Origin of the sequence: Methanopyrus sp. SNP6 (assembly GCF_002201895.1) — an archaeon.
GTDB lineage: Archaea > JAADCQ01 > Methanopyri > Methanopyrales > Methanopyraceae > Methanopyrus.
This window is the reverse complement of sequence record NZ_CP019436.1, coordinates 952791-977952: the sequence shown is the minus strand read 5'-3', so window position 1 is coordinate 977952 and position 25162 is coordinate 952791. Positions and strand designations below refer to the sequence as shown.

At 59.4% G+C, this 25162-nt stretch carries 32 protein-coding genes; 11 read left to right on the top strand and 21 right to left on the bottom strand.

Annotated features, from left to right (window positions below):
• The first annotated feature begins 3 nt into the window (after positions 1–3).
• From BW921_RS05460 to BW921_RS05440, 5 genes are read left to right on the top strand one after another with little or no spacing between them, the layout of a single operon-like run.
• Positions 4–1074: a phospho-N-acetylmuramoyl-pentapeptide-transferase gene (locus BW921_RS05460; RefSeq protein WP_148688894.1), complete on the top strand. Its 1071-nt coding sequence runs from the start codon at positions 4–6 to the stop codon at positions 1072–1074.
• A 21-nt stretch (positions 1075–1095) separates the two neighbouring features.
• Positions 1096–2526, top strand: a complete 1431-nt coding sequence (locus BW921_RS05455) for a Mur ligase family protein (protein WP_148688893.1) — start codon at positions 1096–1098, stop codon at positions 2524–2526.
• Positions 2526–2981, top strand: a complete 456-nt coding sequence (locus tag BW921_RS05450) for a hypothetical protein (protein WP_148688892.1) — start codon at positions 2526–2528, stop codon at positions 2979–2981. The genes BW921_RS05455 and BW921_RS05450 overlap by 1 nt, the downstream gene beginning before the upstream one ends.
• Positions 2982–3000: 19 nt before the next feature.
• Positions 3001–4251, top strand: coding sequence for a hypothetical protein (locus tag BW921_RS05445; protein WP_148688891.1), 1251 nt, complete (start codon positions 3001–3003; stop codon positions 4249–4251).
• 1 nt (position 4252) lies between these two features.
• A complete protein-coding gene (locus tag BW921_RS05440; protein ID WP_148688890.1) occupies positions 4253–5362 on the top strand; it encodes a hypothetical protein in 1110 nt (369 codons plus the stop codon).
• Between the two features lie 4 nt (positions 5363–5366).
• Here the strand turns inward: BW921_RS05440 and BW921_RS05435 are convergent, their stop codons facing one another.
• Genes BW921_RS05435 through BW921_RS05415 form a run of 5 tightly spaced genes read right to left on the bottom strand, consistent with a single transcriptional unit; the run spans position 5367 to position 8674 of the window.
• Positions 5367–5723 (bottom strand): DUF555 domain-containing protein, encoded by a 357-nt coding sequence (locus BW921_RS05435; protein WP_088335888.1) that lies wholly within the window; start codon positions 5721–5723, stop codon positions 5367–5369.
• Positions 5724–5726: 3 nt separating this feature from the next.
• Positions 5727–6518: a diphthine synthase gene (gene dph5 / locus BW921_RS05430; RefSeq protein WP_148688889.1), complete on the bottom strand. Its 792-nt coding sequence runs from the start codon at positions 6516–6518 to the stop codon at positions 5727–5729.
• Positions 6511–7407, bottom strand: a complete 897-nt coding sequence (hemC, locus tag BW921_RS05425) for a hydroxymethylbilane synthase (protein WP_168168779.1) — start codon at positions 7405–7407, stop codon at positions 6511–6513. The genes dph5 and hemC overlap by 8 nt, the downstream gene beginning before the upstream one ends.
• A 17-nt stretch (positions 7408–7424) precedes the next feature.
• A complete protein-coding gene (locus tag BW921_RS05420; protein WP_148688887.1) occupies positions 7425–8279 on the bottom strand; it encodes a RimK/LysX family protein in 855 nt (284 codons plus the stop codon).
• Positions 8276–8674 (bottom strand): NOB1 family endonuclease, encoded by a 399-nt coding sequence (locus BW921_RS05415; RefSeq protein WP_168168778.1) that lies wholly within the window; start codon positions 8672–8674, stop codon positions 8276–8278. Before BW921_RS05415 ends, BW921_RS05420 begins: the two co-directional genes overlap by 4 nt.
• A 38-nt stretch (positions 8675–8712) precedes the next feature.
• Here BW921_RS05415 and BW921_RS05410 point away from each other — a divergent pair, with 38 nt between their 5' ends.
• Complete coding sequence (locus BW921_RS05410; RefSeq protein ID WP_148688885.1) at positions 8713–8988, top strand: histone family protein; 276 nt, start codon at positions 8713–8715, stop codon at positions 8986–8988.
• 90 nt (positions 8989–9078) lie between these two features.
• Here the strand turns inward: BW921_RS05410 and BW921_RS05405 are convergent, their stop codons facing one another.
• From BW921_RS05405 to BW921_RS05395, 3 genes are read right to left on the bottom strand one after another with little or no spacing between them, the layout of a single operon-like run.
• Positions 9079–9909: an NAD(+)/NADH kinase gene (locus BW921_RS05405; RefSeq protein ID WP_148688884.1), complete on the bottom strand. Its 831-nt coding sequence runs from the start codon at positions 9907–9909 to the stop codon at positions 9079–9081.
• Positions 9882–10895, bottom strand: coding sequence for an inositol monophosphatase family protein (locus BW921_RS05400; protein WP_148688883.1), 1014 nt, complete (start codon positions 10893–10895; stop codon positions 9882–9884). The genes BW921_RS05405 and BW921_RS05400 overlap by 28 nt, the downstream gene beginning before the upstream one ends.
• A 6-nt stretch (positions 10896–10901) precedes the next feature.
• The gene (locus BW921_RS05395; protein ID WP_168168777.1) at positions 10902–11357 is read right to left on the bottom strand and encodes a pyruvoyl-dependent arginine decarboxylase; all 456 of its coding nucleotides are present in this window, start codon (positions 11355–11357) and stop codon (positions 10902–10904) included.
• A gap of 73 nt (positions 11358–11430) precedes the next feature.
• Here BW921_RS05395 and BW921_RS05390 point away from each other — a divergent pair, with 73 nt between their 5' ends.
• Genes BW921_RS05390 through pyrF form a run of 5 tightly spaced genes read left to right on the top strand, consistent with a single transcriptional unit; the run spans position 11431 to position 14602 of the window.
• Entirely contained in the window at positions 11431–11835 is a 405-nt protein-coding gene (locus BW921_RS05390; RefSeq protein ID WP_148679590.1) for a translation initiation factor IF-5A, read from the top strand.
• The gene (locus BW921_RS05385; RefSeq protein ID WP_148688881.1) at positions 11810–12583 is read left to right on the top strand and encodes an arginase family protein; all 774 of its coding nucleotides are present in this window, start codon (positions 11810–11812) and stop codon (positions 12581–12583) included. Before BW921_RS05390 ends, BW921_RS05385 begins: the two co-directional genes overlap by 26 nt.
• Complete coding sequence (locus tag BW921_RS05380; RefSeq protein ID WP_148688880.1) at positions 12580–13473, top strand: deoxyhypusine synthase family protein; 894 nt, start codon at positions 12580–12582, stop codon at positions 13471–13473. The genes BW921_RS05385 and BW921_RS05380 overlap by 4 nt, the downstream gene beginning before the upstream one ends.
• Positions 13470–13970 carry a hypothetical protein gene (locus BW921_RS07795; protein ID WP_168168776.1) on the top strand — a complete coding sequence of 167 codons (501 nt, stop codon included), beginning with the start codon at positions 13470–13472 and terminating at the stop codon, positions 13968–13970. The genes BW921_RS05380 and BW921_RS07795 overlap by 4 nt, the downstream gene beginning before the upstream one ends.
• Positions 13946–14602, top strand: a complete 657-nt coding sequence (gene pyrF / locus BW921_RS05375; protein ID WP_168168775.1) for an orotidine-5'-phosphate decarboxylase — start codon at positions 13946–13948, stop codon at positions 14600–14602. Before BW921_RS07795 ends, pyrF begins: the two co-directional genes overlap by 25 nt.
• A gap of 87 nt (positions 14603–14689) precedes the next feature.
• On the opposite strand, the gene BW921_RS05370 is transcribed toward pyrF, so the two are convergent.
• The 13 genes from BW921_RS05370 to cdhD all read right to left on the bottom strand — a co-directional run bounded on the left by BW921_RS05370 (position 14690) and on the right by cdhD (position 25158).
• The gene (locus tag BW921_RS05370; RefSeq protein ID WP_148688878.1) at positions 14690–14866 is read right to left on the bottom strand and encodes a CooT family nickel-binding protein; all 177 of its coding nucleotides are present in this window, start codon (positions 14864–14866) and stop codon (positions 14690–14692) included.
• A gap of 3 nt (positions 14867–14869) precedes the next feature.
• Positions 14870–15718, bottom strand: a complete 849-nt coding sequence (locus BW921_RS05365) for a pantoate kinase (RefSeq protein ID WP_148688877.1) — start codon at positions 15716–15718, stop codon at positions 14870–14872.
• Positions 15719–16582 (bottom strand): succinate--CoA ligase subunit alpha, encoded by an 864-nt coding sequence (gene sucD / locus BW921_RS05360; RefSeq protein ID WP_088335873.1) that lies wholly within the window; start codon positions 16580–16582, stop codon positions 15719–15721.
• Positions 16583–16585: 3 nt separating this feature from the next.
• The gene (gene sucC, locus BW921_RS05355) at positions 16586–17665 is read right to left on the bottom strand and encodes an ADP-forming succinate--CoA ligase subunit beta (RefSeq protein ID WP_210400439.1); all 1080 of its coding nucleotides are present in this window, start codon (positions 17663–17665) and stop codon (positions 16586–16588) included.
• Entirely contained in the window at positions 17662–18192 is a 531-nt protein-coding gene (locus tag BW921_RS05350) for a 2-oxoacid:ferredoxin oxidoreductase subunit gamma (RefSeq protein ID WP_088335872.1), read from the bottom strand. Before BW921_RS05350 ends, sucC begins: the two co-directional genes overlap by 4 nt.
• Positions 18176–18991, bottom strand: coding sequence for a 2-oxoacid:ferredoxin oxidoreductase subunit beta (locus tag BW921_RS05345; RefSeq protein WP_148688876.1), 816 nt, complete (start codon positions 18989–18991; stop codon positions 18176–18178). Before BW921_RS05345 ends, BW921_RS05350 begins: the two co-directional genes overlap by 17 nt.
• Positions 18988–20106, bottom strand: a complete 1119-nt coding sequence (locus BW921_RS05340; RefSeq protein ID WP_148688875.1) for a 2-oxoacid:acceptor oxidoreductase subunit alpha — start codon at positions 20104–20106, stop codon at positions 18988–18990. Before BW921_RS05340 ends, BW921_RS05345 begins: the two co-directional genes overlap by 4 nt.
• On the bottom strand, positions 20099–20299 hold the full coding sequence (locus BW921_RS05335; protein WP_210400438.1) for a ferredoxin family protein: 201 nt from the start codon (positions 20297–20299) through the stop codon (positions 20099–20101). The genes BW921_RS05340 and BW921_RS05335 overlap by 8 nt, the downstream gene beginning before the upstream one ends.
• Positions 20299–21042, bottom strand: coding sequence for an AAA family ATPase (locus BW921_RS05330; RefSeq protein ID WP_088335868.1), 744 nt, complete (start codon positions 21040–21042; stop codon positions 20299–20301). Before BW921_RS05330 ends, BW921_RS05335 begins: the two co-directional genes overlap by 1 nt.
• Positions 21020–21523 (bottom strand): 4Fe-4S dicluster domain-containing protein, encoded by a 504-nt coding sequence (locus BW921_RS05325; RefSeq protein ID WP_148688873.1) that lies wholly within the window; start codon positions 21521–21523, stop codon positions 21020–21022. Before BW921_RS05325 ends, BW921_RS05330 begins: the two co-directional genes overlap by 23 nt.
• A 42-nt stretch (positions 21524–21565) precedes the next feature.
• Positions 21566–22486, bottom strand: a complete 921-nt coding sequence (locus BW921_RS05320) for a GDP-mannose 4,6-dehydratase (protein ID WP_236953811.1) — start codon at positions 22484–22486, stop codon at positions 21566–21568.
• A 64-nt stretch (positions 22487–22550) separates the two neighbouring features.
• Positions 22551–23942, bottom strand: a complete 1392-nt coding sequence (gene acsC, locus BW921_RS05315; protein WP_148688871.1) for an acetyl-CoA decarbonylase/synthase complex subunit gamma — start codon at positions 23940–23942, stop codon at positions 22551–22553.
• 13 nt (positions 23943–23955) lie between these two features.
• The gene (cdhD, locus tag BW921_RS05310) at positions 23956–25158 is read right to left on the bottom strand and encodes a CO dehydrogenase/acetyl-CoA synthase subunit delta (protein ID WP_148688870.1); all 1203 of its coding nucleotides are present in this window, start codon (positions 25156–25158) and stop codon (positions 23956–23958) included.
• Positions 25159–25162: the final 4 nt, after the last annotated feature.

The following is a 25162-nucleotide window of genomic DNA, read 5'->3' as shown; positions in this document are numbered from 1 at the left end:
ACGATGATCATCGAGACATTCACACTTTCCGTAGTAACCTCGGCAGTAACGGTTGGATTACTCCGAAGGTACATGCGAGAAGCTAGCGTAGTAGACCGCCCGATCGTAACGGAACACGCGCATAAGTCCGGCACGCCCATCATGGGAGGTTTAGGTATCTTACTGGGGACGGCGTCCGGTCCCCTCCTAGCTTCCATCCAGGCGCTCCCTCCTATAGCTTCAGCGCTCCCCATGATGGTGCTGGGAATAGTGGACGACCTGCTCGGATTGCGGGTGGAGGAGTTCCAAAAGGTCGTGCGGAACGTCTCGAATCGGCCGATCGAGCTGGGAAGACTAATACTGCAACCGGGTGAGGAAGCGCGTGTAGCCACGGAGAAAGCGAAGCGTGATCTCAAGAGGATACTCGAAGAGGACCCGAATGCCATCGAGATCGTCGGTGAGGTGCCTATCAAGAAAGAATTGAGAGAACGTGAGAAACTCGCACTACAGATAGGTGCCGCCCTCTTTGTTCTCCCTATCGTACCAGCCACATGGCTCTGGATACCCAAGGTCGGCGTTTGGGATCTCTCGTACCTTTTCTACCCGGTCGCGGTGTTCGGGATCGTCGGCGCCACAAACGCCGTGAACCTCATCGACGGAATGGACGGTCTGGCCGCCGGGTTACTGCTCCTGGCCTCGCTGGCCTGCTCTGGAGTATGCCTGGGACAGGGTCAGCTTCCTGGTGCTGCCTTCTTCGCATCACTTGCCGGAGCGTCCTTGGGTTTCCTGTTCCATAACAGATATCCTGCTAAGATATTCATGGGAGACACAGGGAGTTGCTTCTTAGGGGCAGCTTACGCGGCAGGGGCGCTGTACTACAAGATCGAGATACCCGCTATGATCGCCCTAGGAGTCCCTATTTTATCCACGCTCATCAGCCTGCTCCACCGAGCCGGAGTGATCCGGTTGACTGTGGAACCTCTCCACCACCATATCCAGTACAAGTACGACCTACCCGAACCCGTGGTTGTGGCGCTTCATTGGACTGTCGGAGCTGCGTTCGCCGCAGTGGCACTCCGGATTTCTGTGGGGTGAGGGGCGCTGCTGGAGCTCACGGTGAGGGAGCTGGCTGAGAATGTGGAAGGGAAGATACGCTCAGGCGACCCGGACAACGTAATCACCGGATGGTTCTCAACGTTAGGGAGAGCGAGAGAAGGAGACGTAGTGATCCGATGGTGGTTGGACGACAAAGGTGCCGAGATCGCGTCGGAGAGAGGCGTAGCGTGTCTGGTGACTGAACGTCCGCGCGGCAAGCTGATCGAGAGATGCGACGAGCTTGGAATTCCCTTGATCCTGACGGAGGTGGATCGGGCGAACGAGTACGCTCTACGCGTAGCCCGGGAGAAGTGCGCTCCCGACGCGACCGCGATCTGCGTGACGGGTACTAATGGTAAGTCGACCACGAATCACTTGCTTCACCACATTCTCGATACTGCCGGCTTCGATGTTTACTGCAACACGGACTTCCGTTCCGAGAAGAACACTCTCATAGACCCAGTGGTCGCGATGGAGTTGCGCGAGGAACAGCCTGAAGATTACCTGTGTGTGGAGGTATCCGAAGTACAAGGCCTACCTACGGGTCGAATAATGGAGGACCATGCCTACCGGATGGCGAAGGCCCTCGAATGCGAGCTGGCGGTCGTAACGAACGTCGGGATAGACCACACGAACCTGGTTTCCTCTATGGACGAGATGGCGGACGCCGTGTACGGTGTTGTGCGGGCCCTACGAGAGGGAGGTATCGCTGTGCTCAACCGTGATGATCGGTACGTACGGCAGATGATCAAGAAAGGTGTGGAGACGGTATGGTATGGATGGAACGAAGGGTATTCACACATTGAGGAACACGAAGGGGAAGAGTGGATAGTACTGGACGAGAAGCCCCTGATACTCGTACGGGAGTTCCCCCTACCGGTGGACCACTTCCTATACAACGCGTTGGCCGCCGTAGCCGCCGCGGGAGCTCTAGGAATAGATCGTGAAGATATTGCCGAAGGTCTGAGGACGTACCAGCCCCTGAAGCGGAGGTTCGAACGCCTGTGCGACGACCCGCTGATTTACGACGATTTCTGCCATAACCCCGACGGAGTACTCGCCACGGTTCGTGCCATGCGGCGGCTGAATCGCTCTAGGGTGATTATCGTATTCGCGATCCGCGGGTCGCGTGGCGTCGACATTAACCGTCAAATCGCCCGGGCGCTGGCCGAAGGTGCTAAGGATCTGCAGGACGAGGGAATCCGCGTCCACGTGATCGCGACCTCGTCAGAGGGTCTCGTGAACAATGCTAACGTAGTGCGTCCTAAGGAGCGGAAGGCGTTCCTGGAGGAACTGGAGCGTTCCGGCATCGACTATGAGCACTACGATCGGTTAGAAGACGCTTTGGAGCGTGCACTGGACCTAGCGGACGATGACACCGTGATTCTGCTGGGAGGAGCCCAAGGAATGGAACCTGCCCGAGAGGTCCTGCGCGATATGGGGGTGATCTAGTGGTGGAAGAGGAAGAAAAGAAGAGGAAGTGGATCAAACCGTGGCCAGTTTCCCGACGTAACCTGGTGATCATGCTGATGGGCGCTCTACTCCTCAGCATCGGGAGGATCGCAGAGTACACCGCGTGGGCGGCACGTCCGGTACCCAAGCAGGAAGGACTCAGGATCATAGGTATCGACGTAGTCGGCTGCGATTTCCTGCCGGAAGAGGTCATACGTAGCAACGTGATGGCGTCGGGCCTGCGCCCCGGTTCGGTTATCAAGGGCGGGACCCTCATCACCCCGGAAGGCAAGAAAATCCCGCTGCATGAGGCGATTAGGAGGGCGAGGATATACGCGATGAGGAGCGTGATCCCGGGAACGAAGATCAAACCCATCCGATCCGTCCAGATCACGATCAAACGATCAGGAGTCGTCGTGGTTCGGGTGATCGAAGACTACGGATTGCCGAGGTAGGGGGGATCCCGCGATCCGTGTGCTGATCCCGCTGATCGCGCTCCTGGCACTGGTCTCCGGAGCGTCCGCTACCTTCAACATGATCGTGATCACGGACCCCAGCGGCAAGGATCCTAATGGTGCAGCCGCAGCCTCGATGTCCTTCGCACCTAACATGTTCCAGTCAACGTTCCTGGTGTCTAAGAAGTTACACGTGGCCGTCCTAGCGGGAGGTCTGAGCAAGGGTACGGCACGTCTGGAGGCCATCCTGGCGTGTATACGGGCGTTGGAGCTGGGTGAGGGCATAGAAAGTGCAGTGAGGGCCGGTATCAGCCGGTCACCCACGGACCGACTTCTGGTCGGAGGCCCCGGGAAGGGCGTTGCGGTAGGCGGAAGCTACGATATCGCAGTGGTGATAGTGAAAGGGAACAGGATCATCATCAAGCAGTACCACAGCAGCGAAGGCCTTAACATCGTCCGGATACCCAAAAACGTCAAGTGCGCCGTAATCCACCTGCGTAACACGCCTGGTAACCCTATGTACGGCACCGCTACGAAGGTCCGAATAGAGGCTGCCATCATGGCCGGTAGGATGATCAGGGACGGTCTACCCGCGACGGAGATAGTGACAAGGATCATGGGTTACGTGGCCAAGAAGTCCGGAGAGAAGTACGGAGGTGGTGTAGTCAACATCACCGCCGGTCTGTCGACGGGCGATACCTTCGTCCCGCCCAAGCTCAACGCGCGCGGTATCCCGATGGACACTGTCTACCGTAAAGTCTGCCCCAAATGTGGATGGAGCGTCGCCTACCCGGTGGCCTCCAAGTACTCGCGGTGTCCCGTCTGCGGGTCCCCCCTCCGAACGGAGTACGCCTGGCAGGTCGCCCGAGACATGATCACGGTGAGGAAGGATCGGCCGATCGTCCGGGTTTATGGAATCAAGAGCGTGTACGATAAAGTGTCGATAGTCGAGACCGTCCAGACGCTAGTCCAAGCCGGGAAGAAGCAACCGGAGGACATCGCCCGCGCGATCGACTCCGACATAGACAACAACACGCTGTTAGGGTACGACTACATACTACCTGGTGACGTCAAAGTGGAACCCGAGGCCAACCTGATCACTATCTACATGCGTCCGCTACCTAAGGGGTACAAAAAGCCGCCGTTGAAGACTCCGATCTCCCCCGAGACACTACACTCCCTAGGCCTGATCAGCTCCGCCGTAGGAGTGGCGCTGATCGTGCTCGGAGGGATCAGAGAACTCGTAAATCGGAGGCTGCGGGCGTGGTAATTTGTACGTGGTTCCCTATAACACGGGTGAAGCCCTTCTGGATTTCTTCGTGATCACCCACTTGACGATACCGTTCGCCCTAAGTTATTCCTCAGTAACGGTGCAAAGGGTCCTCTCACTGTCCCTCTTCACATTAGGAGTACTGGCCCTTCTATTCACCGTTGACGCTTTCTCGCTGTTCCTCCCAATACCACGCCACGAGTTCACACACCCGTTCGGCCCACTGGCGCTCGCCGCCTGGGCGACCTCGAGGTACCTTCTGCAACTGCTCGAAACCCGTGGTATCACTACGGCCCGACGTACTCGGCCGTACTTCAATCTCTTATGGGTGTACGTAGGGATAGTCGGAGGAATTATGCACCGTGACTTCCTACTCTCCTGGTTCCTGTGCTGGGCGCTCACGGAACATTTCATAGCGAAGTACTTGAAAGTGGAGTCGAGATTCAGAGCTTTTGCTGCTCGAGCGGCTAAAATGAGCAAAAGGTCGATCGTGATGGTAACACTGATGGTCATAGGTCTCTTCGGTCTCCTGGAATTGCTCGCTCACATCCTGAACAAGCCCGTACTCAGCCCGACGCTCCGTATCAAGCGATTCGCTGAATACACCGTACCGGGACTAGAGTTCGTAGCGAAGAACACGCACATAATCGGTCACTCCACGAAGGCGCTTCCCGCCGGGTACGAGTGGCGAGGCTTCGGTGACGGGTTCGTCACACTGCCTGTCGGGTACCTCATGATGTTCAGACTCGACGTACCAACACTACACGGGGCACTTGTAGTTAAGAAGGACCTTCTCGATTACATGCTGCCCGGGCTGTTCACCTGGGCTTTCGACTTCGGGTACATCGGGTCGATATTACTGTCCATATGGGTTGCAACCACACTGTACATAGGATCAAGGTGTCTATCGGAGTACATAAGACTGAGAAGGCGTAAGATGACGGCGAGATTCCTGGCGAGAGAGTCCATACTCTTCGGTTGTCTGATCGCGTTCTCAGTTCAGTCGTTGATAGGGGTATTCCTATTCTCTAGGGCGATGAACTCCTTCGCCCTGGCCACGTTCACGTTGCTCTCGGCACTGATATGGGCTCATCTTATAAGGAGCAAGTGAATGGTCATAGCGGAGTAACTTCGACGACACCTAAGGGTACATCTTCCAACGCTTGACCGATCTCGTACTTAGCGATGCGAACGGCGTGTTCTTCACTTTCCGCGTTGAACACTCGCATCGATAGAATCAGTCGGACGAGGGCTGTACCCGCCACTATCCACACACCTTCGATCTCATTACCACATTCAGGGCACTCGTAAAACCCGACGTCGATGTCCACGTAATCGAGACCATGCCGGTTCAAACGTTTGCCCGCTTCGGCGATGGCAATGTTGACGGCGTCGTCCTCGTCGTCGACGTTGTACACGATCCATGCGGCCTCGAGTACGACGTGATAGTCACCGACAGTCTCCTCACCCAAAGGCTAGACCCCACGCACATCTCGAATGTGTGGTAGGACACGACTGATGTATTCGTGTTCCGTTTCACGGAGTCGGGAGGCGGGCAGTATTAGAGCTTGCGGAGGTTCATTGGGCTCCCAGTCGGAGAGTTCTTCGAGGGTTCCCCGAGCCACCAACTCGTCCTCGAACCCGAGCCTTACTACGGCGATCGCGAGATCCGAGGGATCGAGTACTCCGCGACCTTCTTCCCTTTCAATTTCCAAAAGGTAACGAGCGGCGTCGGCGACAGAGACGAACTCACCATCTTCAGCAACTTCCAGCAAGAATAGGGTGTGTAAACCGGCCCGCCGGTTCGATTCGAGCACATCGTAGGGGTACACGGAGCGTACTTTCAACGGAATCGTGGCGGTACGTCCGAACCGGTACATCTCCAGCCCCGACTTGGACGGCGCCGCGGTGAACACCGACACACCGTTGATTATCTCAACGTCCCATCCATGGTCGGCGGCTTCGACCACCAGCGCCACGTGAGTGGTAGCCGCCATCGGGTCGCCCGGGGAGAGCAGGGCGACGCGATCGTACCCATCACACAGATCGAAGAAGCGCTCCTCCAGGTCCCGCCGCGAACACATACGTATTTCAGGATCACCTCCGAACTCTTTGAGCAACCGTTTCAGGTCACCTTCGCTTACGTCGTACACGCTGGTATAGGTATCGACCAGCACCAATTCCACGTTAGCTAACACTTCAAGGGCTCGCAACGTGAGATCCCGAACGTCGGAGAGGCCACCTCCGACCAGGTACAGCTCACCCATCCGATATCACCTCCCTGGCATGAGACACTGCCTCACGGACGACGTCCTCAGGCGAGCCCCGTACCTTGAGCACGTGGCCGCAAGAGCCCTCTTCTTCGAACACCCCTAACACCAACCTCACGTAGCCACCATTGCGAGCTCGCACGTGGACTCCTACAGGCTCCGAGCAGCTCACTCCGAGCTCCCTTACGACGGCTTTCTCCGTCTCGACTTCCACCCGACTCTTCTCGTCGTCCACGACTTCCAGAAGGCGTTTGACGCGATCGTCGTCCTTGCGGCAGGTGACCATCAAGGCTCCTTGGCCCGCCGGCGGCACGAACTCTTCCGGGTCGTACACCTCAGAAACCGCGGATGTTATTCCGAGTCGGTCCAGCCCGACCTTGGCGAGAACGGCGGCGTCGTATTCCCCACGCCTCACCTTGGAAACCCTGGTATCCACGTTCCCACGCATCGGTTCCACCTTCAAATCTGGTCTTTCTAGGAGAATCTGCGCACGCCGTCTGGGACTGCTAGTCCCCACGGTAGCTCCCCGTGGAAGTTCTTTGAGTCCGCCGTGTCGCGATACCAGGCATTCTCGGGGATCCCTCCGGGGAGGCACAGCCGCCACGTCCACGGGATAATCTACGACGGAGGGGACGTCTTTGGCGCTGTGAACGGCGATGTCGGCCTTACCTTCGAGTACTAGCTTGTCAACCTCTTTCACGAACACGCCCTTCTCACCCAGTTTGTGAAGGGGTCGATCCCGAACGACGTCTCCACGCGACTTTGTCTTCACGATCTCAACCTCGATGTCATGCGGAGATTCCAGCTCCAACAGCTCGATTACCTCCCTGGTCTGGATGATCGCCAGACGGCTGGATCGGGTGGCGACCCGAATCGTTTCCGACACTGTGATGGCGTCCCCCTTCACTCGACCTCGAACTCCAGCACGCTGGGACCCAGGTCGTTCCCCGTAAGGTGAGAGAGCTCGTGGTGAAGGTTGGCGGCGGGAATGCCCTCAAGTTGGAGCGTTCCCGGGTCTAACTCCCGAACGCGGATGCGTTTATGCTTCGGATCGACGCGGATGATAGCGCCACCATCGTGTCGTACTTCAAGCCGCCGTGGACGCTTCGCGACACGTCGAACTTTCTCACGACCACACTTCTCGAGCCTAGTTAACGTACCCTCGGCGCGCTCGATCTCGGGGTTGAGAAGCAAGTAGAGATCTTCGTGCACTACGCCGTTCGACAATTTCCGAACAGGAACGGCCACCGACGATACGTCACCGTCACGGTACGACCACGCTCCTCCGTGCTGAAGTGCCAAGATGGCAGGGGTCACCGCACGTTTCTTTCTGACGGTCTTCAGAAGTCTCTTGTGGAGCTTCAAGGTAGCGACTATACGACGTGGATCGACTTCGTCTCCCTCCGGTTTCTCCTCACGGGACGGGTCGACCGTGACCCCAGCCTGACGTAGCGTTTTACGCCCGACAATCATCGGGTACCGCATATCTCGCCGGTCCGCCAGCGTGGCCTCCGACGATATGCATCTCCCGGCCAGCTCCAAAGTGACGTGAACCACGGGCCGACGCTCAGAGCGTAACCGCGAAGCGGAGGCGGAGCGGACCTTCTTCACCCCAATGACGGGGCCGGCGCCTATTTCCGACGCCAACTTTAGGTCGATGGAGTCGTTCTCGGCACCGGTATCCACACGAGCTGCCACGCGCTTCGATCCCGTCAACCCCGACACCGTCACGACCGTTGCTACACCGACTGTCTTCAACGCCGTCCCCCCGGCCCGATTACCTCGTCCACCTCGCCGTGGACGGGCCCGTACACCCGAATACCCAGTGTAAGCGCCACGTTCTGGACGCTGTAATCGGAGCTAACCAAGACTACGTCCTGCTCCTCCATCAACTCGATAGCGAGCGCGAGAACCTTCAGATCCGTCTTTGACAACCGAGGCAGGTCACCCGTGACCTTAGCGCGCCTGCGCGCGCGGCGAATCGCCCAGTCTTCAGGTTCCTTGACTCTCACCGACGCGACCTCATACCTCATGCGGGAAAGATCATCCTTAAGCTCCTCGATGACCTCTGGAACCGTGTAAGCGGGGCCGTCCAGGAGTTCCGGAGGCACACCCTTGATGAATGCTGATGTATCGAGAACGTAGGTGATCAACTGAGTCCCCCCGGGTACCCCCCAGGGGAGGGGAAAGCTTGGACCCCGATCTCCCGACAAACGTTCTGGAGGAGATACTCAAGAAGTCGGCTCGATCCGCCGACGGAGTCCTCGGCGTCAGGATGAGTGCCAAAAAAGAGTACTATCGAGTGATCGAATCCCTCAGCCTAGCACTGGCGAAGTTGTCGGTTCTCGCGGCCCGTCACGCGGGCAGGAAGACCGTGAAGGCGGAAGATGTCGAGCTAGCGGCCGCTACCCTCGATGTGATCTCCTCCATTCGCGACCATCGCGGTAGAGGCGGACCCAGAGGATGAAACACACTCGTGCTAGAAGCTTAGGCAGCGGACCCACTAGAAACGCTCGGAAGATCGCCTCACCGATCTCCTTGATAGTGCCGCGTAGCATCAATCCCACCTCAGGAACTTCTCCTTCAACCGCTCGAAGTACGCCGACCCGAACCGTATGAACCGCGCCACGTTCGGGGACCGCGTGACGGACACCGTGCCGTCGAGATCCATGTATTCCTGCCCGTCGACTACGACCTCGGCGCGCTCGGGGTCGTCCACGTCGATCTCAACGCGTCGGTCCATGGAAACTACCATGGGCCGCGCCCCCAACTTGAACGGGTTCAAAGGGGTAATAATGGAACATTCCACTTGTGGCTCCACGATCGGGCCTCCGGCTGAGAGGGAGTAGGCGGTAGAACCGGTAGGGGTCGCCACGAGTACACCATCCGCCCACGTGGTCTCCAACTCGAACCCGTCGATGGATAGCCGGTACTTGATCATCTTAGCAGGTCGACTCGTGATCACGGTGACCTCGTTGAGAGCATCTCCTCCGTCGGATCCCCCTATCTTTATCCTGAGCTTTCGGTGTTCTTCAAGGTTGAAATCTCCCCGGGCGAGTCGGGATACGGCTTCCTTCAGGTCTTTCTCACTCACCTCGGTTAGGAACCCGAACTTTCCGAGGTTCACACCTAAGATCGGCACCTCGTACTCCGACGTAATCCTCGAGACACGAAGTATAGTCCCATCACCGCCGATCGTGACGATCACGTCAACCTCTTCACCCATATCTTTCAAATTGACTCGGGAGTACTCGCCGATCCCCAGCGAATCATCTACTATGACTTCAAATCCTTCCCGGTCACAAAGACGACACACTCTCTCCGCAACCCGCACTGCTCTACCCAGGTCCGTCCTGCCGGTCACACCGACGATCTGCGGTCGGAACATTCGAACACCCTCCGAAACTTACGCCGCAGTTCCGTCAAAACGTCCACGTCGAGCTCATTCGCGAGGTTCATGACGAGGGCGAACACGTCCGCGAGTTCCTCTCCATAACCCTCTCCCTTACCTACGGCGTGAGCCAGCTCGCAGCATTCCTCGCCTAGCTTACCGCATAGAGTGTGTTCCGAGAGTCCCTCGGGATGCTTGCCGAACAGACACTGCACCACGCGGACACCCACGTCCTCCTTCAGGGCCTCGAAGAGCTCCCGAGCCTCATCTTCGCTCCGTGCCGTCGCTAGCTCGAAGCGAAAGTCCGGTCGTAACGGTATCTCAGAAGGATCCAATTCCCGACCGCTCCGCGCGAAGATGAATGCTAGTTCACCTCGCGCAGCTCCGAACGCTCCCGCTACGTCCGTGGGGCGCAGACTGCCTCGAACGTCCACGAACCCGTCCAGAGCTCCTTTCCCTACTAAAGCCAGCTCCAAGGCTACTGCCCCCAAGCAACGGAGCTTGAAACGACCTCGAGAGAACTCGACCGGCATCCGGTCCGATCCGTAGTAGTAGGCCGAAACCAGCGGGCGTTCCACTACCGGCTTTTCTTCGACGTCACCTGGGCCGAAGGTCAGCAGTTCCGAAATCACCAAGCCTTCTTCCACGTCGTCTAGGGTCTCGGCCTCCGGATCGGCGATACCGACTGAAACACAGTAGAACGGAAGACCGCGACTGGCATTGTGTGAGCCGTCGAGCGGATCTAGAACCAGCGTTACCTCGGGGGCCTCACCCACACGCATCTCACCGGATTCCTCGCTGATTACCCTCGCGTCCACGCCTTCTTCTTCTAACCCGCGGAGGAACTCCCGCTCTGCTATTTCGTCCACCCGCATCGTCGGAGTCCCGTCCGCTCCCCTACCGACTTCGACCCAACCGCGACGTACCTTGGATACCTCCGGTAAAACCCGCTCCTTGACGATCTTCTCGACGGTCTCTCTCACTCGAGATCACCCCCAGAAGACCACCGCCGCCACCGCCGCCGCCCATTCCGCGTCCTCGGGCTCGGTAGAAGCCGTGACCGTGCGCACATCCACGAGCTTCTCACCGCGGAGTCTAGCCATTTCCTCGACGTCCCTCTTAGCGAGTCTCCGAACGGTTTCTACGCTGTCGGCGGCGGCCCGTTCCGAAACGATTCCGAGGCCGGACTCCAGTCTCCCTACACAGATGCAGCTCGACACCCGGCCGCGTCCCACGGCCTTCGCTACTACGGCCGGCACTATGGACCCGGGTGGGAGCTCCGGGAGGTCGTCCTCCTCAGCGTTCGGGGGGAGTATGCTGGACAGTTCCACGAGGTTGCAATCACCTATCCCCGCGTCGATCAGCGCGGCGTCGAAGGCCGCAAGGGACGTATCCGCCTCGCCAGTTCCGGACACTAGGGCGTACTTCTTAGGTACCCCCAGCAATCTCATCCCCTCGCGAAGCTTATTAGGAGGGATCTCGCTCGCGCCGTAGCACCCCGGGAAGGGGGTTCTGGATGTGGCCGTGAAGAAAGTCGAGGTTAGGCAGCTTAAGAAGGGCAAGTACATCATGATCGACGACGAGCCGTGTAAGATCGTGGAGTACACCACGTCCTCACCGGGCAAGCACGGTTCGGCGAAGGCTCGGATTGTAGCGGTGGGACTGTTTGACGGCAAGAAGCGCACGCTTACTAAACCAGTGGACGCGAAAGTGGACGTACCGGTGATCGAGCGGAAGACAGCCCAAGTAGTATCCGATATGGGCGATACGGTGCAGTTGATGGATATGGAAACCTATGAGACTTTCGAGGTTCAGAAGCCGGAGGACGAGGAACTCGCCTCACAACTCGAGCCTGGAACCATGGTAGAGTACATGGAGGCAGCGGGCAAGCGTAAAATTGTTGGAATCAAGGAGGAGGAGTGAGCCCCGCTTCCCACTCTCGTTTTCATCCGACGACGTGAAATCCCCAGATGTAGCCGTGGTAGGACTTCCCAGGGAGCGCGTGCTCCCAGGGTACCCGACCGGGCAAGCCGAAGCTCCAGACGCCGTGAGGTTGGCAGCTTCCACCCTAGACTTTTACGACCCGGAGGTCGGTGACCCGCTGGAAATCCTGACCCTGGTAGACGAGGGGAACCTCAGGGAATTCGAGCCTGAAAGCGAACCCGAGGTATTCTTAGTGCTCGGCGGCGATCACTCCATCACGCCCGAAATCGTTCAGGAACTCACTCCACGGCGTTTGCTCTGGCTGGACGCTCACCCGGACCTCCGTAGATCCGAACGTCACGACGGGGCCCTACGGGCCTGTCTGGAGATCGTCGACGAAGTGTTCTTGGTAGGTGTCAGGAGTTGGTCCCGTGAAGAATACGACGTGTTCCGCGAGCATGAACACCTGGTCTCCGTCGATCACGAAGATATAACCGAGGTAATCGACGACGTGGATTATGTGTCGCTGGATCTCGACGTCCTGGACCCGTCCGTAGTCCCGGGGGTCACCACCCCGGAACCAGGAGGATTTCCGTACAACCTCTGCGCCGACATCTTGAGATGGGCCGGTCGGAAGCGTGCTCACCTGGATATAGTCGAGCTCTGTCCCACGGTCGAAGGTCACGTGTCGCCGGTGACGACCGCCCGCCTGGTGAGCGAGTACCTCAAGGGAGTGGCTGAAAGGTGAAGCGTGAAACGTTCAGGTATCGAAGTGACATGGACCTCGATGGGTTCCTGCGAGAGATGGAACGAGTCGGCGTGTTAGGCGCCGGAAGGTTGGGCAGAGCGGCACGGGTTCTGGAGAAGATGTGGTCTTCGGACGATGTCACGGTCCTCCTCACCGTAGCCGGCCCCGCGGTGGTGGGTGGACTTAGCGAGCTCTTCGAGCGACTCATCCGTGAGGGCCTCGTCGACGCCGTGATCACGTCCGGTGCCAACGTAGTTCACGACGCACTGGACGCCCTAGGTGGTATCCACGTGTGCCTGGGAGAGCGCAACGTCGACGGGTATGGTCGGGTTCACGATACTCACATACCGACCGAAGAGTTCGAGGAGTTCGAGCGCTTCATGCGGGAAGTCCTCTCAGATCTCTCGGGGCGGGTATCCTGCCGAGAGCTGCTGTGGGAGATGGGAAAGAGGCTCGAAAGCGGCTTCCTCAAGGCTGCGGCCGACGAAGGGGTACCGGTATACTCGCCGGGAATACTGGACTCGATGGTCGGCCTGCAAGTGTGGATACACTCCCAGGATCACGACTTTCATCTGGACCTCGTGGACGATATGCACCACCTCGCGGACCTCGTTTTCGAAGCCGAAGAGTTGGGGGCCATCATCTTGGGCGGAAGTGTACCGAAGCACTTCGCGATGGGGGCCGCGATGCTTCGAGGTGGCCTTGACTACGCCGTTCAGATCACGATGGATAGACCCGAAACAGGGAGTCTCAGTGGTGCGCCCCTTGAGGAAGGTAAATCGTGGGAGAAGGTGCGAGAAGACGCCGATGTGGTCACCATCGTAGGTGACTACCTGGTAATCTTCCCACTACTCGCATCCGGTGTGATGCAGCGGCTGGGGATCGTATGATTGGGCCTGAGTTGGCGGCGGTGTCCGGATTCGCGCTGAAGATCACAGACGACTTGGTAGATGAGCTGAGCCGGCCACAGTGGGCACTACTGTGCGGGCTCGTGGCGGCGGCCGCGGCCCTGGCTTCTGTGACCACCGGGGTAAGGCCTGACCTGTATCTAGGGCTGGTCCTCGGTAACGCCGTCGCCGGTAAGCTCGACGAAATCTCCCACCTCGTGGCCGCCGCTATCATAGCTCTCGGCGTCCTGATCATGCGCACCGAAGTAACCCCACTCATCTTGCTGGTCATCACGGTTCTAGCGACTCTGGACGAGGTCATTCACCCAGTCGAACCCACAGGATTGCGACCCGTACTCAAGATCGGGGCCGTGGTGACCTGGGCACTCGGGATCCTGGACGACGTCACGGCACTCGCCGTCATCGCCTTCGACCTCGGGTACCACGCCGCGGAACTGCTGACGGGGGCGATCATGTGCTCGAACCCGATACGCGCCTGATCGTTGCACTAGACGTATCACCGGATCGTGCGGTTGAGATAGCGGAAACCCTCGACGGGTACGTCGACGGGTTCAAAGTAGGGTACGAGGTGGTGCTGGCCGAGGGGGTAGCAGGTATAGAGCGGGTCGCCGGAGTTCTAGAGGAGTCGTTCTTGCTCGTGGATTTGAAAACGGCGGACATTCCGGAGATATCGAGGTCGATCGTCGAGCGCGTGAGCGAAGCCGGTGCTGACGCTACCATAATCCACGGATTCGTAGGTCCGGACGTCGTCGAGGAATGTGCGAGAGTACTACCGGTGTTCGTAGTAGCCACGATGAGTCACCCGGGGGCGCGGGAGTTCTACGATCGAGCCTGCCAGGACATCGTTAAAGCATGCGACGATATCGACGGTGTTATCGGGTACGTAGCCCCGGCGACGAGGCCCGAGAGAGTCCTGGAGGTCCGGAAGATCACCGATAAGCTCATCGTCAGCCCGGGTGTAGGGGCTCAGGGAGCGGCACCCGGTGACGGGGTGCGAGCGGGTGCGGATTTCGAGATAATCGGCAGGGCGATCACGGAAGCGCAGGATCCCATAGAAGCGGCGAAGGATCTAGTTCGGGCGATGATGACTTCCAGGCCGGCCGAGCGGTGATGAGCCCCATGAGCGCCGAGCCCCATCCTAACCGTTATGGTATACATAACGATCCTCGGCGACCGGGGTCGGGACCTGAGCTGGAGGTCAGCGCTCGAGCTCCACCACGTGCTCGTCCATGTCGATGCGCTTGATCCGGGCACTTTCGACCACCTTCTCCTCACCCATCACGTCACGCAGTAAGACACCATCCTCCATCACCTCCAGATATAGGACGTCCTCCGCGATCACCTCACCACCTAGCTTGACGGTGAACTCACACATTTCTCAATCCCCATCCACACTGAATTCGAAGATTCCTGAAATGATTTCCGGGAAGGAGCTGTAGAACACAGGGAGATCGACATCGGCTCGCGGGTCGTGTTCCCACGATACCGCGAAAACTGTTCGACTGAGCATGGCGATCGAAGCTCCCAGGTGCTCGTGAGAGAGCTTTCTGGCGAGCTTGGCTTCTTCGGAGAATCCGAGCCGTTCGGCGAACTCCAACGACCTACGGAGTGCGAGTTCGAGATCAGGGTGCCTCTCGAGTTCTCTCAGGTACCTGAGAGCCACCTCGGTGCCAGAAAGTCCATCGAGTACATCGCGAGTCTCGATAGGTTGAGGATCGTAGATCAAGACACGGAGATCCGGTTCGACGGGTATTCGGTGGATAGGAACCTCGTCGGGGTACCCGGGTCCAGCCCGGAGGACGGCTCCGCCGTGCCAGATCGTTACCACGTCACCGATACCCGTACCTAGCTCTAGCTCTATCTCGTAAGCGCGACGTGCGACCCACTCGGGGCTCACCTCGAGACCCATCTCGGCGGCCCCGGCCGCCAACGTTCCCAGGGCGGAGGCCGCACTAGTCCCTAATCCGCAACCGGGAGGTACGGAGAATTCGTAACGAACGCTGAGTCCCCCATCGGGATCGAGCACCTCGTAGCACTTCCGGGCTATTCGAGAGTCGATGGGGTGGTCTGCGCGAACCCTGAGACGCTCAGCACGTAGGCGTCGGACACGTACTGTCACGACGGAATCAACGGCTAAGCCGAAGCCGGGCGATCCTGTGTCTTTCGGCGTCTTACCGGGCTGCGGATGAAAAAATCCCGTAAGGGCACCGGGGACGGGGAACTTCAACTAAAGGTACTCCCGAAGCAGCTCCGGCACTTCCCACGGCTTCTCGGCTACGTCAACTCCTGCCTTCCGGAAGGCCTTAATCTTGGACTCTGCGGTTCCACGACCTCTCTCGATGATGGCGCCGGCATGGCCCATACGTTTACCTGGTGGGGCGTGACGGCCGGCGATGTAGGCGACGACGGGTTTCGGGAAGTCGGTTTCCGCGATGTACTCGGCGGCGAGCTCTTCCGCGTTTCCACCTATCTCCCCGATGAGGACCACGGCCTCAGTGCGGTCGTCCTCCTGGACGTATTCCAGGAAGTCTATGAAGGTAGTTCCGACGATCTGGTCGCCTCCGAGTCCCATGCAGAGGGACTGGCCGAGTCCTGCCTCGGTCATCGCCTGGACGATCTCGTACGTGAGAGTACCACTCCTGGACGCTACGGCTACTTCGCCTTCGATGAATACCTGATGAGGCATGATCCCTAGCTTCACCCGCTCCGGCGGTACGATGATCCCGGGAGTGTTGGGGCCGATGATGCGAATACCTTCCCGCCGAGCCAGCTCAACGAACCGCATGGTATCATGGGCCGGTATGTGTTCGGTGATCACGACGATGGGGTCAAGCTTCGCCTCGATAGCTTCCATGACCGCGTCGGGTGCATGCGGAGCGGGAACGAAAATGACGGAAGCTTCGGCGTCGGCCTCTTCGACGGCTTCTTCGACGGTGTCGTAGACAGGGACCCCGTGAACTTCTTGGCCGCCTCGACCGGGAGTTACTCCGGCAACGATCTCGGTTCCGTACTCCAGCATCAGTTTCGTATGGAAACTCCCGTGCCGGCCCGTGATACCCTGCACGAGTACGCGAGTGTCTGAGTCTAACAAGGGCTAGTCCCCCGCCAACTCGACGGCACGTTCGACCGCGTCCTTAAGCTCGGTGTAGACGTCGATCCCGTGCTCTCGGAGTACGCGATGACCTTCCTCCTCGTTCGTCCCGACGAGCCTCACCACAAGCGGGACGTCCACGTCGTCGAGGGCTTGGACGATGCCCTCTGCCACCTCATCGCACCGGGTGATGCCACCGAAGATGTTGAGGAGGATCACTTTCACGCCCAATTCGGCCACGGTCAGGATAGCCCTACGGATGAGCGTCGGGTAGGCCCCACCACCTACGTCCAAGAAGTTAGCCGGCTCGCCACCGAGATCCTTGACGAGGTCCACGGTGGCCATGGTGAGACCCGCACCGTTGGCGATGATGCCTATGTCACCGTCGAGCTCTACGAGGGGGAAGTCCCCGGTTTCCTCGGCGAACTCGGGGTGTCGGATGTTGGCGGCGTCCTCGTCCAAGTTCACGACGGCGTCCGCGGCCACCATTTCCCCGCCCTTCGTAAGGACTAGCGGGTTGATCTCCACGAGATGGGCGTCGTAGCCCTCGAACACCTCGTACATCGAAGTGATAACTTCCTCGACGTCTCGCAGGTATTCCTTCGGGATACCCGCCTTTAGAATCGCCTTCCGAGCTTCGAATGGGCGTAGTCCTAGGATCGGGTCCAAATGCCTACGAGCGATCTTCTCGTCCGGAACCTCCTCGATGTCCACCCCGCCCTCCCGGGAGACGAGGAGTACGGGTCTACGCTCCGCACGGTCGAGCGTTATGGACACGTACCATTCCTCGGCTATGTCCAGTTTCTCTTCCACGAGCACCTTCCTAACGGTCTCACCCCGGATCCGCGAGCCGAGCAGCTTCCGGGCAGCTTTTCTAGCCTCTTCCGGGTCGTCCGCGAACAGGATACCTCCGGCCTTACCACGGGTTCCGACGGGCACCTGTGCCTTGACGGCCACCGGTCCCCCGAGTTCGGCGGCGATCCGGGCCGCGTCCGCCGAGGTGCGGGCGACGTCGCCTTCTGGAGTCTGCACCCCGGCCTCCTTGAATAGGCGCTTAGCCTGGTACTCCAGTAGTCTGATCATTCCCTCACCTCCCGGGCTCCGAGCTTGAGGGCCCGGACGTTGACGTCCTCCGTCCCAGGCGGTACGGAATCCTCGACGGCCTTTTGTAGTGAGTCGAACGAAACGATCCCGGTAAGCTCACGCAACGCGCCTAAGATGATCATGTTAGCGACGATGCTAAGCCCGAGCTTTTCCTCGGCGAGATCGGTCGCGGGGATACCCACGTGTTCGACGTCCTCACGAGATGGATTGACTAGCGTCGAGTCGTAGACGACGAGACCGTCCTCGGGAACGTTCTCCACGTACTTCTCGTATGCTTCTTGCGACATGGTCACGAGGAAGTCAGGTCGGCGTACGTACGGGTACATGACCTCCTCATCGGATACTATCACGTCCGAGCGCGAGGCACCGCCCCGGGCCTCCGGCCCGTAGGATTGTGTTTGTACGGCGTTGTACCCTTCGTAAACCGCGGCGGCTCGACCCAGCACCACACCGGCGAGTACTATTCCTTGGCCGCCGAAACCGCTGATCCTAATCTCCTTCCTCACTCGTTCTCACCTCCTCGATCATGTCGTACATGCGTTTGAGGAAGGGTTCGCGCTCCTCATCGCGGAGGATTCCGATCCGGATCTTACCTTCCTCATCTCGCGTGGAAGTGTTCTCCCGGAGCCACTTTACCATCTCTCTAGGATCCCTCATGTCGTTCCTCCGGCCGTAGTTCGTGGGACATTGGCAGAGTACGTCGATGAAGGAGAAACCTTCGCGCTCAAGGGCACGGGCGATCGCGGCACTCAGCTGGGCGGGATGAGCCGTGGTCCACCGCTCCACGTGGGGGGCTCCGGCCCCGATAACGAGCTCGCAGAGGTCGAACGGTGGCTCAGGGTTCCCATAGGGGGTAGTGGTCGACTTGGCACCTCTGGGCGTCGTGGGGCTTACCTGACCACCCGTCATTCCGTAAATGTAGTTGTTGGCACAGATCACCGTGACGTCCAGGTTCCTGCGGGCAGCGTGGATCAAATGGTTCCCACCGATGGCAGCCGCGTCACCGTCACCGGTGATCACGATGACCTCAAGGTCGGGATTCGCCAGCTTAATTCCGGTCGCGAAAGCCAGTGGACGACCGTGGGTAGTGTGAAGGGAGTCTAGCTTAACGTAGCCCGGTAATCTGGACGAGCAACCGATGCCGGAGACCAACACCGTCTTGTCCGGATCTAGTTCTCCTTCCTCGAACTTCTCCGCCAGGACGCGAACCAGCACGTTCAAGATCGTGCCGTTCCCGCAGCCGGGACATAGGATATGGGGCATGCGATCCCAGCGTATGAGTTCCTTCCAGTCCACGACGGTCACCCCGAGAGCTTCTTCACCTCACGGATTACGCGCTCTGGGGTCGGTGGATAGCCACCCGGATAACCGAGCAGGTGCACGCACTCGCGATCCAGGGCACGCTCGACCATCTCGACGTACTGACCCAAGTTCATCTCGACGACTAAGACCTCGTAGCCGTCGAGTAAGTCACGGATCAAATCGGGGTCGAACGGGTGGATAACCTTAGGGCGGAAGACGGTAACCCCGAGTTCCTCGGCCGCCTCGATCACGGTTCTAGCGCAGCCTCCGTAGGCAACGAGGGCGACGTCGGACTCGCGCTCCTCGAAGTCGTATCCTACCTCCTCGTGGATTTCTCGAGCCCGCTTCCTGACCTTGTTGCACAGCCTCGTGACGAGCTTGCGATGAATCTCAGGATCGTCCGTAGCCGGATATCCTCGCTCGTCGTGGGTGAGCCCGGTCACGTGGACCCGGTGCCCTCTACCGAACACTGGCATCGGGGGAACGAGATCGTCGGGCTCCATCGGAAAGGGTTTCTCGATCTCCTCACCCTCTGGCGGTAACTCCCGCTCGACCGTTTCGACGTCGTCCCGCAGTACCACACGCTCCCGCATGTGTCCGACGACTTCATCCGTGAGGAGGACTGCGGGCACGCGGAGACGCTCCGACCAGTTAAAACATTCGATCATGAGGTCGTACATTTCCTGCACAGTGGAGGGGGATAGCGCGACGATCTCGTAATCTCCGTGAGAACCCCAGCGTGCCTGCATGACGTCCGACTGCGAGGCCTTCGTGGGTTGTCCTGTACTGGGCCCACCGCGCTGCACGTTCACGACCACGCAGGGTGTCTCCGTCATTACGGCGTAGCCTATGTGCTCCTGCATCAGCGAGAAACCCGGCCCCGCGGTCGCGGTCATGGCCTTGATGCCGGCCCAAGAGGCACCGATCACCGCCGCGAGCGAGGCGATCTCGTCCTCCATCTGCACGTACACACCGCCGACCTCGGGGAGCCGTGAGCTCATCCGCTCCGCGATCTCGGTGGATGGTGTGATCGGGTAGCCGGCGAAGAACCTACAACCCGCAACGATCGCTCCCTCTGCACAGGCCTCGTTACCTTGCAGGAAGTCGACCTTACTCATCTCCCTCCACCTCCCTCACCTCGATCGCGAGGTCAGGGCAGATGAGCTCACACTGTCGACATCCGGTACACTCGCCGCTCCATTCCGGGAGCAGGTAACCGCGCTTGTTCCTACGGTTTGACCTATCCAGCGCGTCTATCGGGCATACCCAGGAGCAGAGGAAGCATCCCTTGCAGTGCTCCTCTCGGATCACTACCTCGTAAGACGTCTCGCCAACTCCTCTCCCGTCTCCCTCACCACCTGATCCTCCCATACCGGTCTCCCCTCCATCTCCAGCTCCACGAGCTTGTCGGAATACGGGACCGTCAGCTCGAAGTCGACGTCGAGATCGGGCTCTGGAGCGTCCTTCCGCCACTTGTTCTTGACGAGGGCCACCCTCTCGACTCCCATCTCACGGGCGAGGCGCACCGACTCTCTGGCGTTTTTCATAGACTTAACGGAAGGTTCGCACACCACCACTACCCAGTCGACGGACTCCAGCACCCTCCTTCCGAAGTGCTCCAAACCCGCGTCGGTGTCCACTACTACGGACTCGTCCCTGTCGGCGATCACGTGACGGATTAACCTGCGCGCCAACGCGGCAGCTGGACAGAAGCAACCCTCACCGGGGTTCTCAACGCTTCCGACCACTAAGAGTCGAAGACCAGGCGCGACCCTAACGGCTAGCTCGTCGGGAAGGTCTGAGACTCGCGGGTTGACCTTGAACACGGGGCCGTAGGATGTGCCCGGCTCCGCACCCGTACGTTCCCGGACGAGCTCGCGTCGTTCGACGATCGGAGTGGGTGATCCAGGTAGGCCCAAGGAGTAAGCCAAGTCGGGGTCGGGATCGGCATCTACGGCTAGCACTTCGTACCCTACGTCCGTGAGAGCCTTGGCGAGGGCGGCGGCTATGGTGGTCTTGCCGACGCCCCCTTTACCCACTACTCCGACTTTCACCCCGAAGGGGCCCCTCCTCCGATTCGAGCTTCGCGAGCGTCCGGTATATTCGCTCCATCTCGATGGCGAACCGTTCGCGCTTCTCCTCCGCGACCTGCGACTTCGATACTAACCTCAACGCGCCCCGATCGCACGCCTCCACGCACGCAGGCACTTTCTTGGGAGCGTCTACGCAAAGGGTGCACTTGTCGGCCCGGCCGTTCACCATCTCTATAGCACCGAAGGGGCACGCGACGGCACATAGACCACAGCCAACGCAGTCCTCGGTGACGATCCAAGAGTCACCCTCCTCCACGATCGCGTTCACCGGGCAGACGTTCGCGCAGGGTGCGTCATCACACTGGAGACACGTGACGGGGGGCGCATCCTCGGAGATTTTGTAAATTCGGGCGTGACCGTGGATGCTCTCGCACGCGTTGACGCACTTACGGCAGTCCGTACACAGGTCCGGGGCGACGACCAGGACGAAGACATCCGGCAACTCGGCACCCCCCCCAGGACTTCCGAGACGGAGATTAAATGGCTACGCGATTTTCCGACGGACCCACTCCCAGGTTCGCTCGATCCCCTCCTCTAAGTCGACGCGTGGCTCGAACCCCAGCTCTTCCCGGGCCCGGCTCGGGTCGAGGTATATCCGGCGAACCTCGCCCGGCCGCGGATCCTCGTACACTACTTCCACGTCAACCCCTGTGACCGACTCCACGACGTTCACGATGTCGTTCACGGAGGTCTCATGGCCGGTACCTATGTTGTACACACCTTCACCACGTTCCACCGCTTCGGCCGTGACCCGAGCTACGTCCTCGACGAAAACGAAGTCACGGGTCTGCTCGCCGTCTCCGAAGATCGTGAGCGGTTCACCTCGGGCGGCCCGTAATAGAAAGATAGGGATTACCCCCGCCTCACCTCTGGGATCCTGCCGGGGACCGTAAACGTTAGCGTATCGTAGGATGACGTACTCGAACCCGTCTCGCTCGGCGTACACACGGACGTAGTACTCGCCCGCGAGCTTCGAGACGCCGTAGTTCGATATCGGTCGCGTGGGATGTTCCTCATCCACGGGCAAGTACTCCGGTTCCCCGTACACCGCACCACCCGAGGACGCATACACGAACCTCTCGACGTCGTGCTCGGCGGCCAACGAGACGAGATTCAAGGTACCTAGGGCGTTAATCCTGGCGTCGACGAAGGGTGACTCCATGGAGTAGCGTACGTTGACCTGGGCAGCCAGGTGGATCACGACCTCCGGTCGGTACTCCCGGAACGTTCGCTCCACGGCCCTAGGATCCGTCACGTCGGCCCGTACGATCTCGATATCGTCCCGAACTCCGTGGAGGTTCTCCTCACGACCCACGCTGAAGTTGTCCAAAACCACCACGTCGTGGCCTCGATCGACGAGTTCTTCCACCACGTGCGAACCTATGAACCCGGCTCCTCCAGTCACCAGGATCAACAGCTCATCCCCGAAGTACCTAAGCGCCAGGTCTGGTGAAGGATAAAGTCGCCGGTTATTCATCAATCCTCAGTAGACCTTCTTTCTCCAGAAACTCAGGCAGCTCGGACGAGTCCTGGGTACCGATCACCACGTCCCAGCCGGTGGCGTCCTCCACATCACCCTTCACGGCGGCGGCCTTGCCCGGAATCACGAGGACACGATGTTCGACATTGTCCTTGATGCCCGTCTCCTCGATGACTTCCTTCACGGCCTCCCCCGTGAACTGACCGCCGGCAACGCTGACGTCCACGGCGAGTCCACCGGTATCGATGACAAGCAACCAACAGTCGACGTCGGCGCTCTCGAGGTCACCGGCCACACAGTGGTACGTCAGCGTGAAGTTCGTCGTGACTAAGACTGGAGAATTCTCGTCCGGGTCGCCGATCCTGTACAGGCCGGGTTCTACTTCCTGAGGCTCCCGTGGGTCGGTATACACACACTGACGCTGGGTTAACACCGGAAGGAGCGCCCAAGGTTCTACGGTGTCCATGATGAGGAGGTCGGCGTACCTGAGCACACAGGCGGATGCCAGGTACGACTCCCGTCTCGCGGCTTTCACGTGATTGTCTTCGAGGAACGCGTAGGGAAACGTCGTGACGAGGGTCGGGTAACCGAAGCTTTCGAACTCCTCCTCGATGGCCGCCTTGCGGATTTCCGCCAGCTTGTCCGTGGTAGAAACCACATCGTGGGAACCGAACTCCGTACCCGGGTCCAAGAGCAGATCGTCCGTGTACTGCTGCGCCTCGACGACTAGGGGTACGAGGTCTTCGACGTCACGGGCGTGAAGTCCCAAGGGACAGTCCACATCGGCCGCTAGCTTCGCTAGGTCCTCGATGTTATCCTCGGTCGCCGGATAAAGCAGCGGACGTTCGTCGAAAACGTCGAGACCGGCCTCCATCACTTTAGGATCGGTTGTAATCAACGCCACGGCGAGGTCCTCAGAGCGCTCCACAGCGATCTCAACTGCCCGGGCGAACTTCTCAGGGTTCCCAGTTCGGGATACTACCGCGACGCCGTCGAGTTTCAAGACCTCTCCAACACGCTCGACTTGAAACTCCTGAATTTCCTCCGTCTTTCCAGCGATTTCGTCCTCCTTCATATCATCGTAAACGGTGACGAACACCGGCGGTGGATTGAAAAACGAGAGCTCGTGTCGGAACATCACCTCATCGCCGCCGACGATGACTTCGCGGTCACCCTCCCCTATCGTCAGCTCCTTGATCGGCGGCGCTAGCAGCTCCTGAAGCTTCTCTAGACTCTCATCGTCGAGCTTCGGACAATCCTCAGGCTTCGCCTCCCGGTTGACGAGCTTCGTAGCGAATTCCATGCAAGTCTTGCAGCCGCACGCCCCGCAGTTGGCCTTGGGTAGCAGGTTGTACACGTCCATCGCGCTGAGCTGGGCCACGAGCGTCTCCCCCTCAGGCGATCACATCGGTCACGTACGCGTCTCCGGTGACGCGTCCTTCGGCCATGTACTCCATAGCTTCCATAACCACTTGCACAGCCCACGGGTGGAACATCATCAACAGGTCGGCACCGCAGAGTGCCACCGTAGTCGCCGTTACCGCCTCCCACAGCGGTCCGCGGTACTCACGCGATCCCCAAGATTCGTCCTTCATCCAAGCCTCCCGTGCGGCCCACGCGTTGGTGGAACCGCTGGAGATCGGCATCTGCAGGTGTTCATCACCCTTCAGCGCGGCGAGCCTGATTCTGGTCATAACGTCGATCGTGTACTCGATACCGTAACCCAGGGCGCAGGTCGTCGGGTCCATGACGATGTCTTCCTTCGAGAGACCTCTGTTCAGTACTTTCTTGTTCAGAGATTTCATGAGGTTCACATCGACCGGGGCGAATGTTAACACCACATGACCATGTTTTTTGGCCGCCTCGACCACCCGCTCGAAGTTCATGTCCTCGTTGATCGAGGACATCATCACCCGCTCTCCCTCACAGACTTCGGCCGCCCTCACGAATACCTCCACGTCCTTCTCCGGGTCCCCGGATCCGCCCACGATGATCGGGACCTTTACGGCGTCAAGAATATCCTCCAGCGTCTTCATAGCTTCCTCGACGGGAGCATCATGAAGCTTGGGGGACGTGCTGACCAGATGGACGGTGACTATATCGACACCGTAGCGCTTGACGACGGTTCTCGCCCAGTCCACTGGGTCCTCGATAACGTCGCCAAGCTCCTCCCGAATAGGTCCGGGAATACCCACATCCGGGGTGTCGAACACGTCGAACGTGACCACGGGAGGGTTCGGTCGTGATTCTTCGAACGGGAAGTAGGCGCGCTCACCACCTAAGACGACGACCCGATCCCGAGAACCGCCGTCGGACCGCGTCGCTCCGATCTGCACCTCGGCCACACAGCCTTCGTACTCCTCAACCGGTGGTTCGTATTCCGGGACCTCGACCTCTCTCTCCTCCTCTTCAACCTTAGGCTTGAACACGCGTTTCCAGATTTCAACCGGAAGAGTTTGTGCCACGGTTTTGAGGTCCAGCTCCAGCTCATCTAACCCGATCGTCACGTTCCGCAGCTCGATCTCCTCAACATCTTCCGGTAACAGGTTCTTCACGAGGTGCTCCAGCAGGTTCTTCACATCTTTATCATCGGCCATCGGA

Coding starts and splice junctions, on each gene's coding strand:
- BW921_RS05340 (WP_148688875.1), bottom strand. CDS start 20,106: ATGAGTAAGGTCGACTTCCTGCAAGGTAACGAGGCCTGTGCAGAGGGA.
- cdhD (WP_148688870.1), bottom strand. CDS start 25,158: ATGGCCGATGATAAAGATGTGAAGAACCTGCTGGAGCACCTCGTGAAG.
- BW921_RS05405 (WP_148688884.1), bottom strand. CDS start 9,909: ATGTTCCGACCGCAGATCGTCGGTGTGACCGGCAGGACGGACCTGGGT.
- sucC (WP_210400439.1), bottom strand. CDS start 17,665: ATGATCAGACTACTGGAGTACCAGGCTAAGCGCCTATTCAAGGAGGCC.
- BW921_RS05460 (WP_148688894.1), top strand. CDS start 4: ATGATCATCGAGACATTCACACTTTCCGTAGTAACCTCGGCAGTAACG.
- dph5 (WP_148688889.1), bottom strand. CDS start 6,518: ATGGGTGAGCTGTACCTGGTCGGAGGTGGCCTCTCCGACGTTCGGGAT.
- BW921_RS07795 (WP_168168776.1), top strand. CDS start 13,470: ATGATTGGGCCTGAGTTGGCGGCGGTGTCCGGATTCGCGCTGAAGATC.
- BW921_RS05370 (WP_148688878.1), bottom strand. CDS start 14,866: ATGTGTGAGTTCACCGTCAAGCTAGGTGGTGAGGTGATCGCGGAGGAC.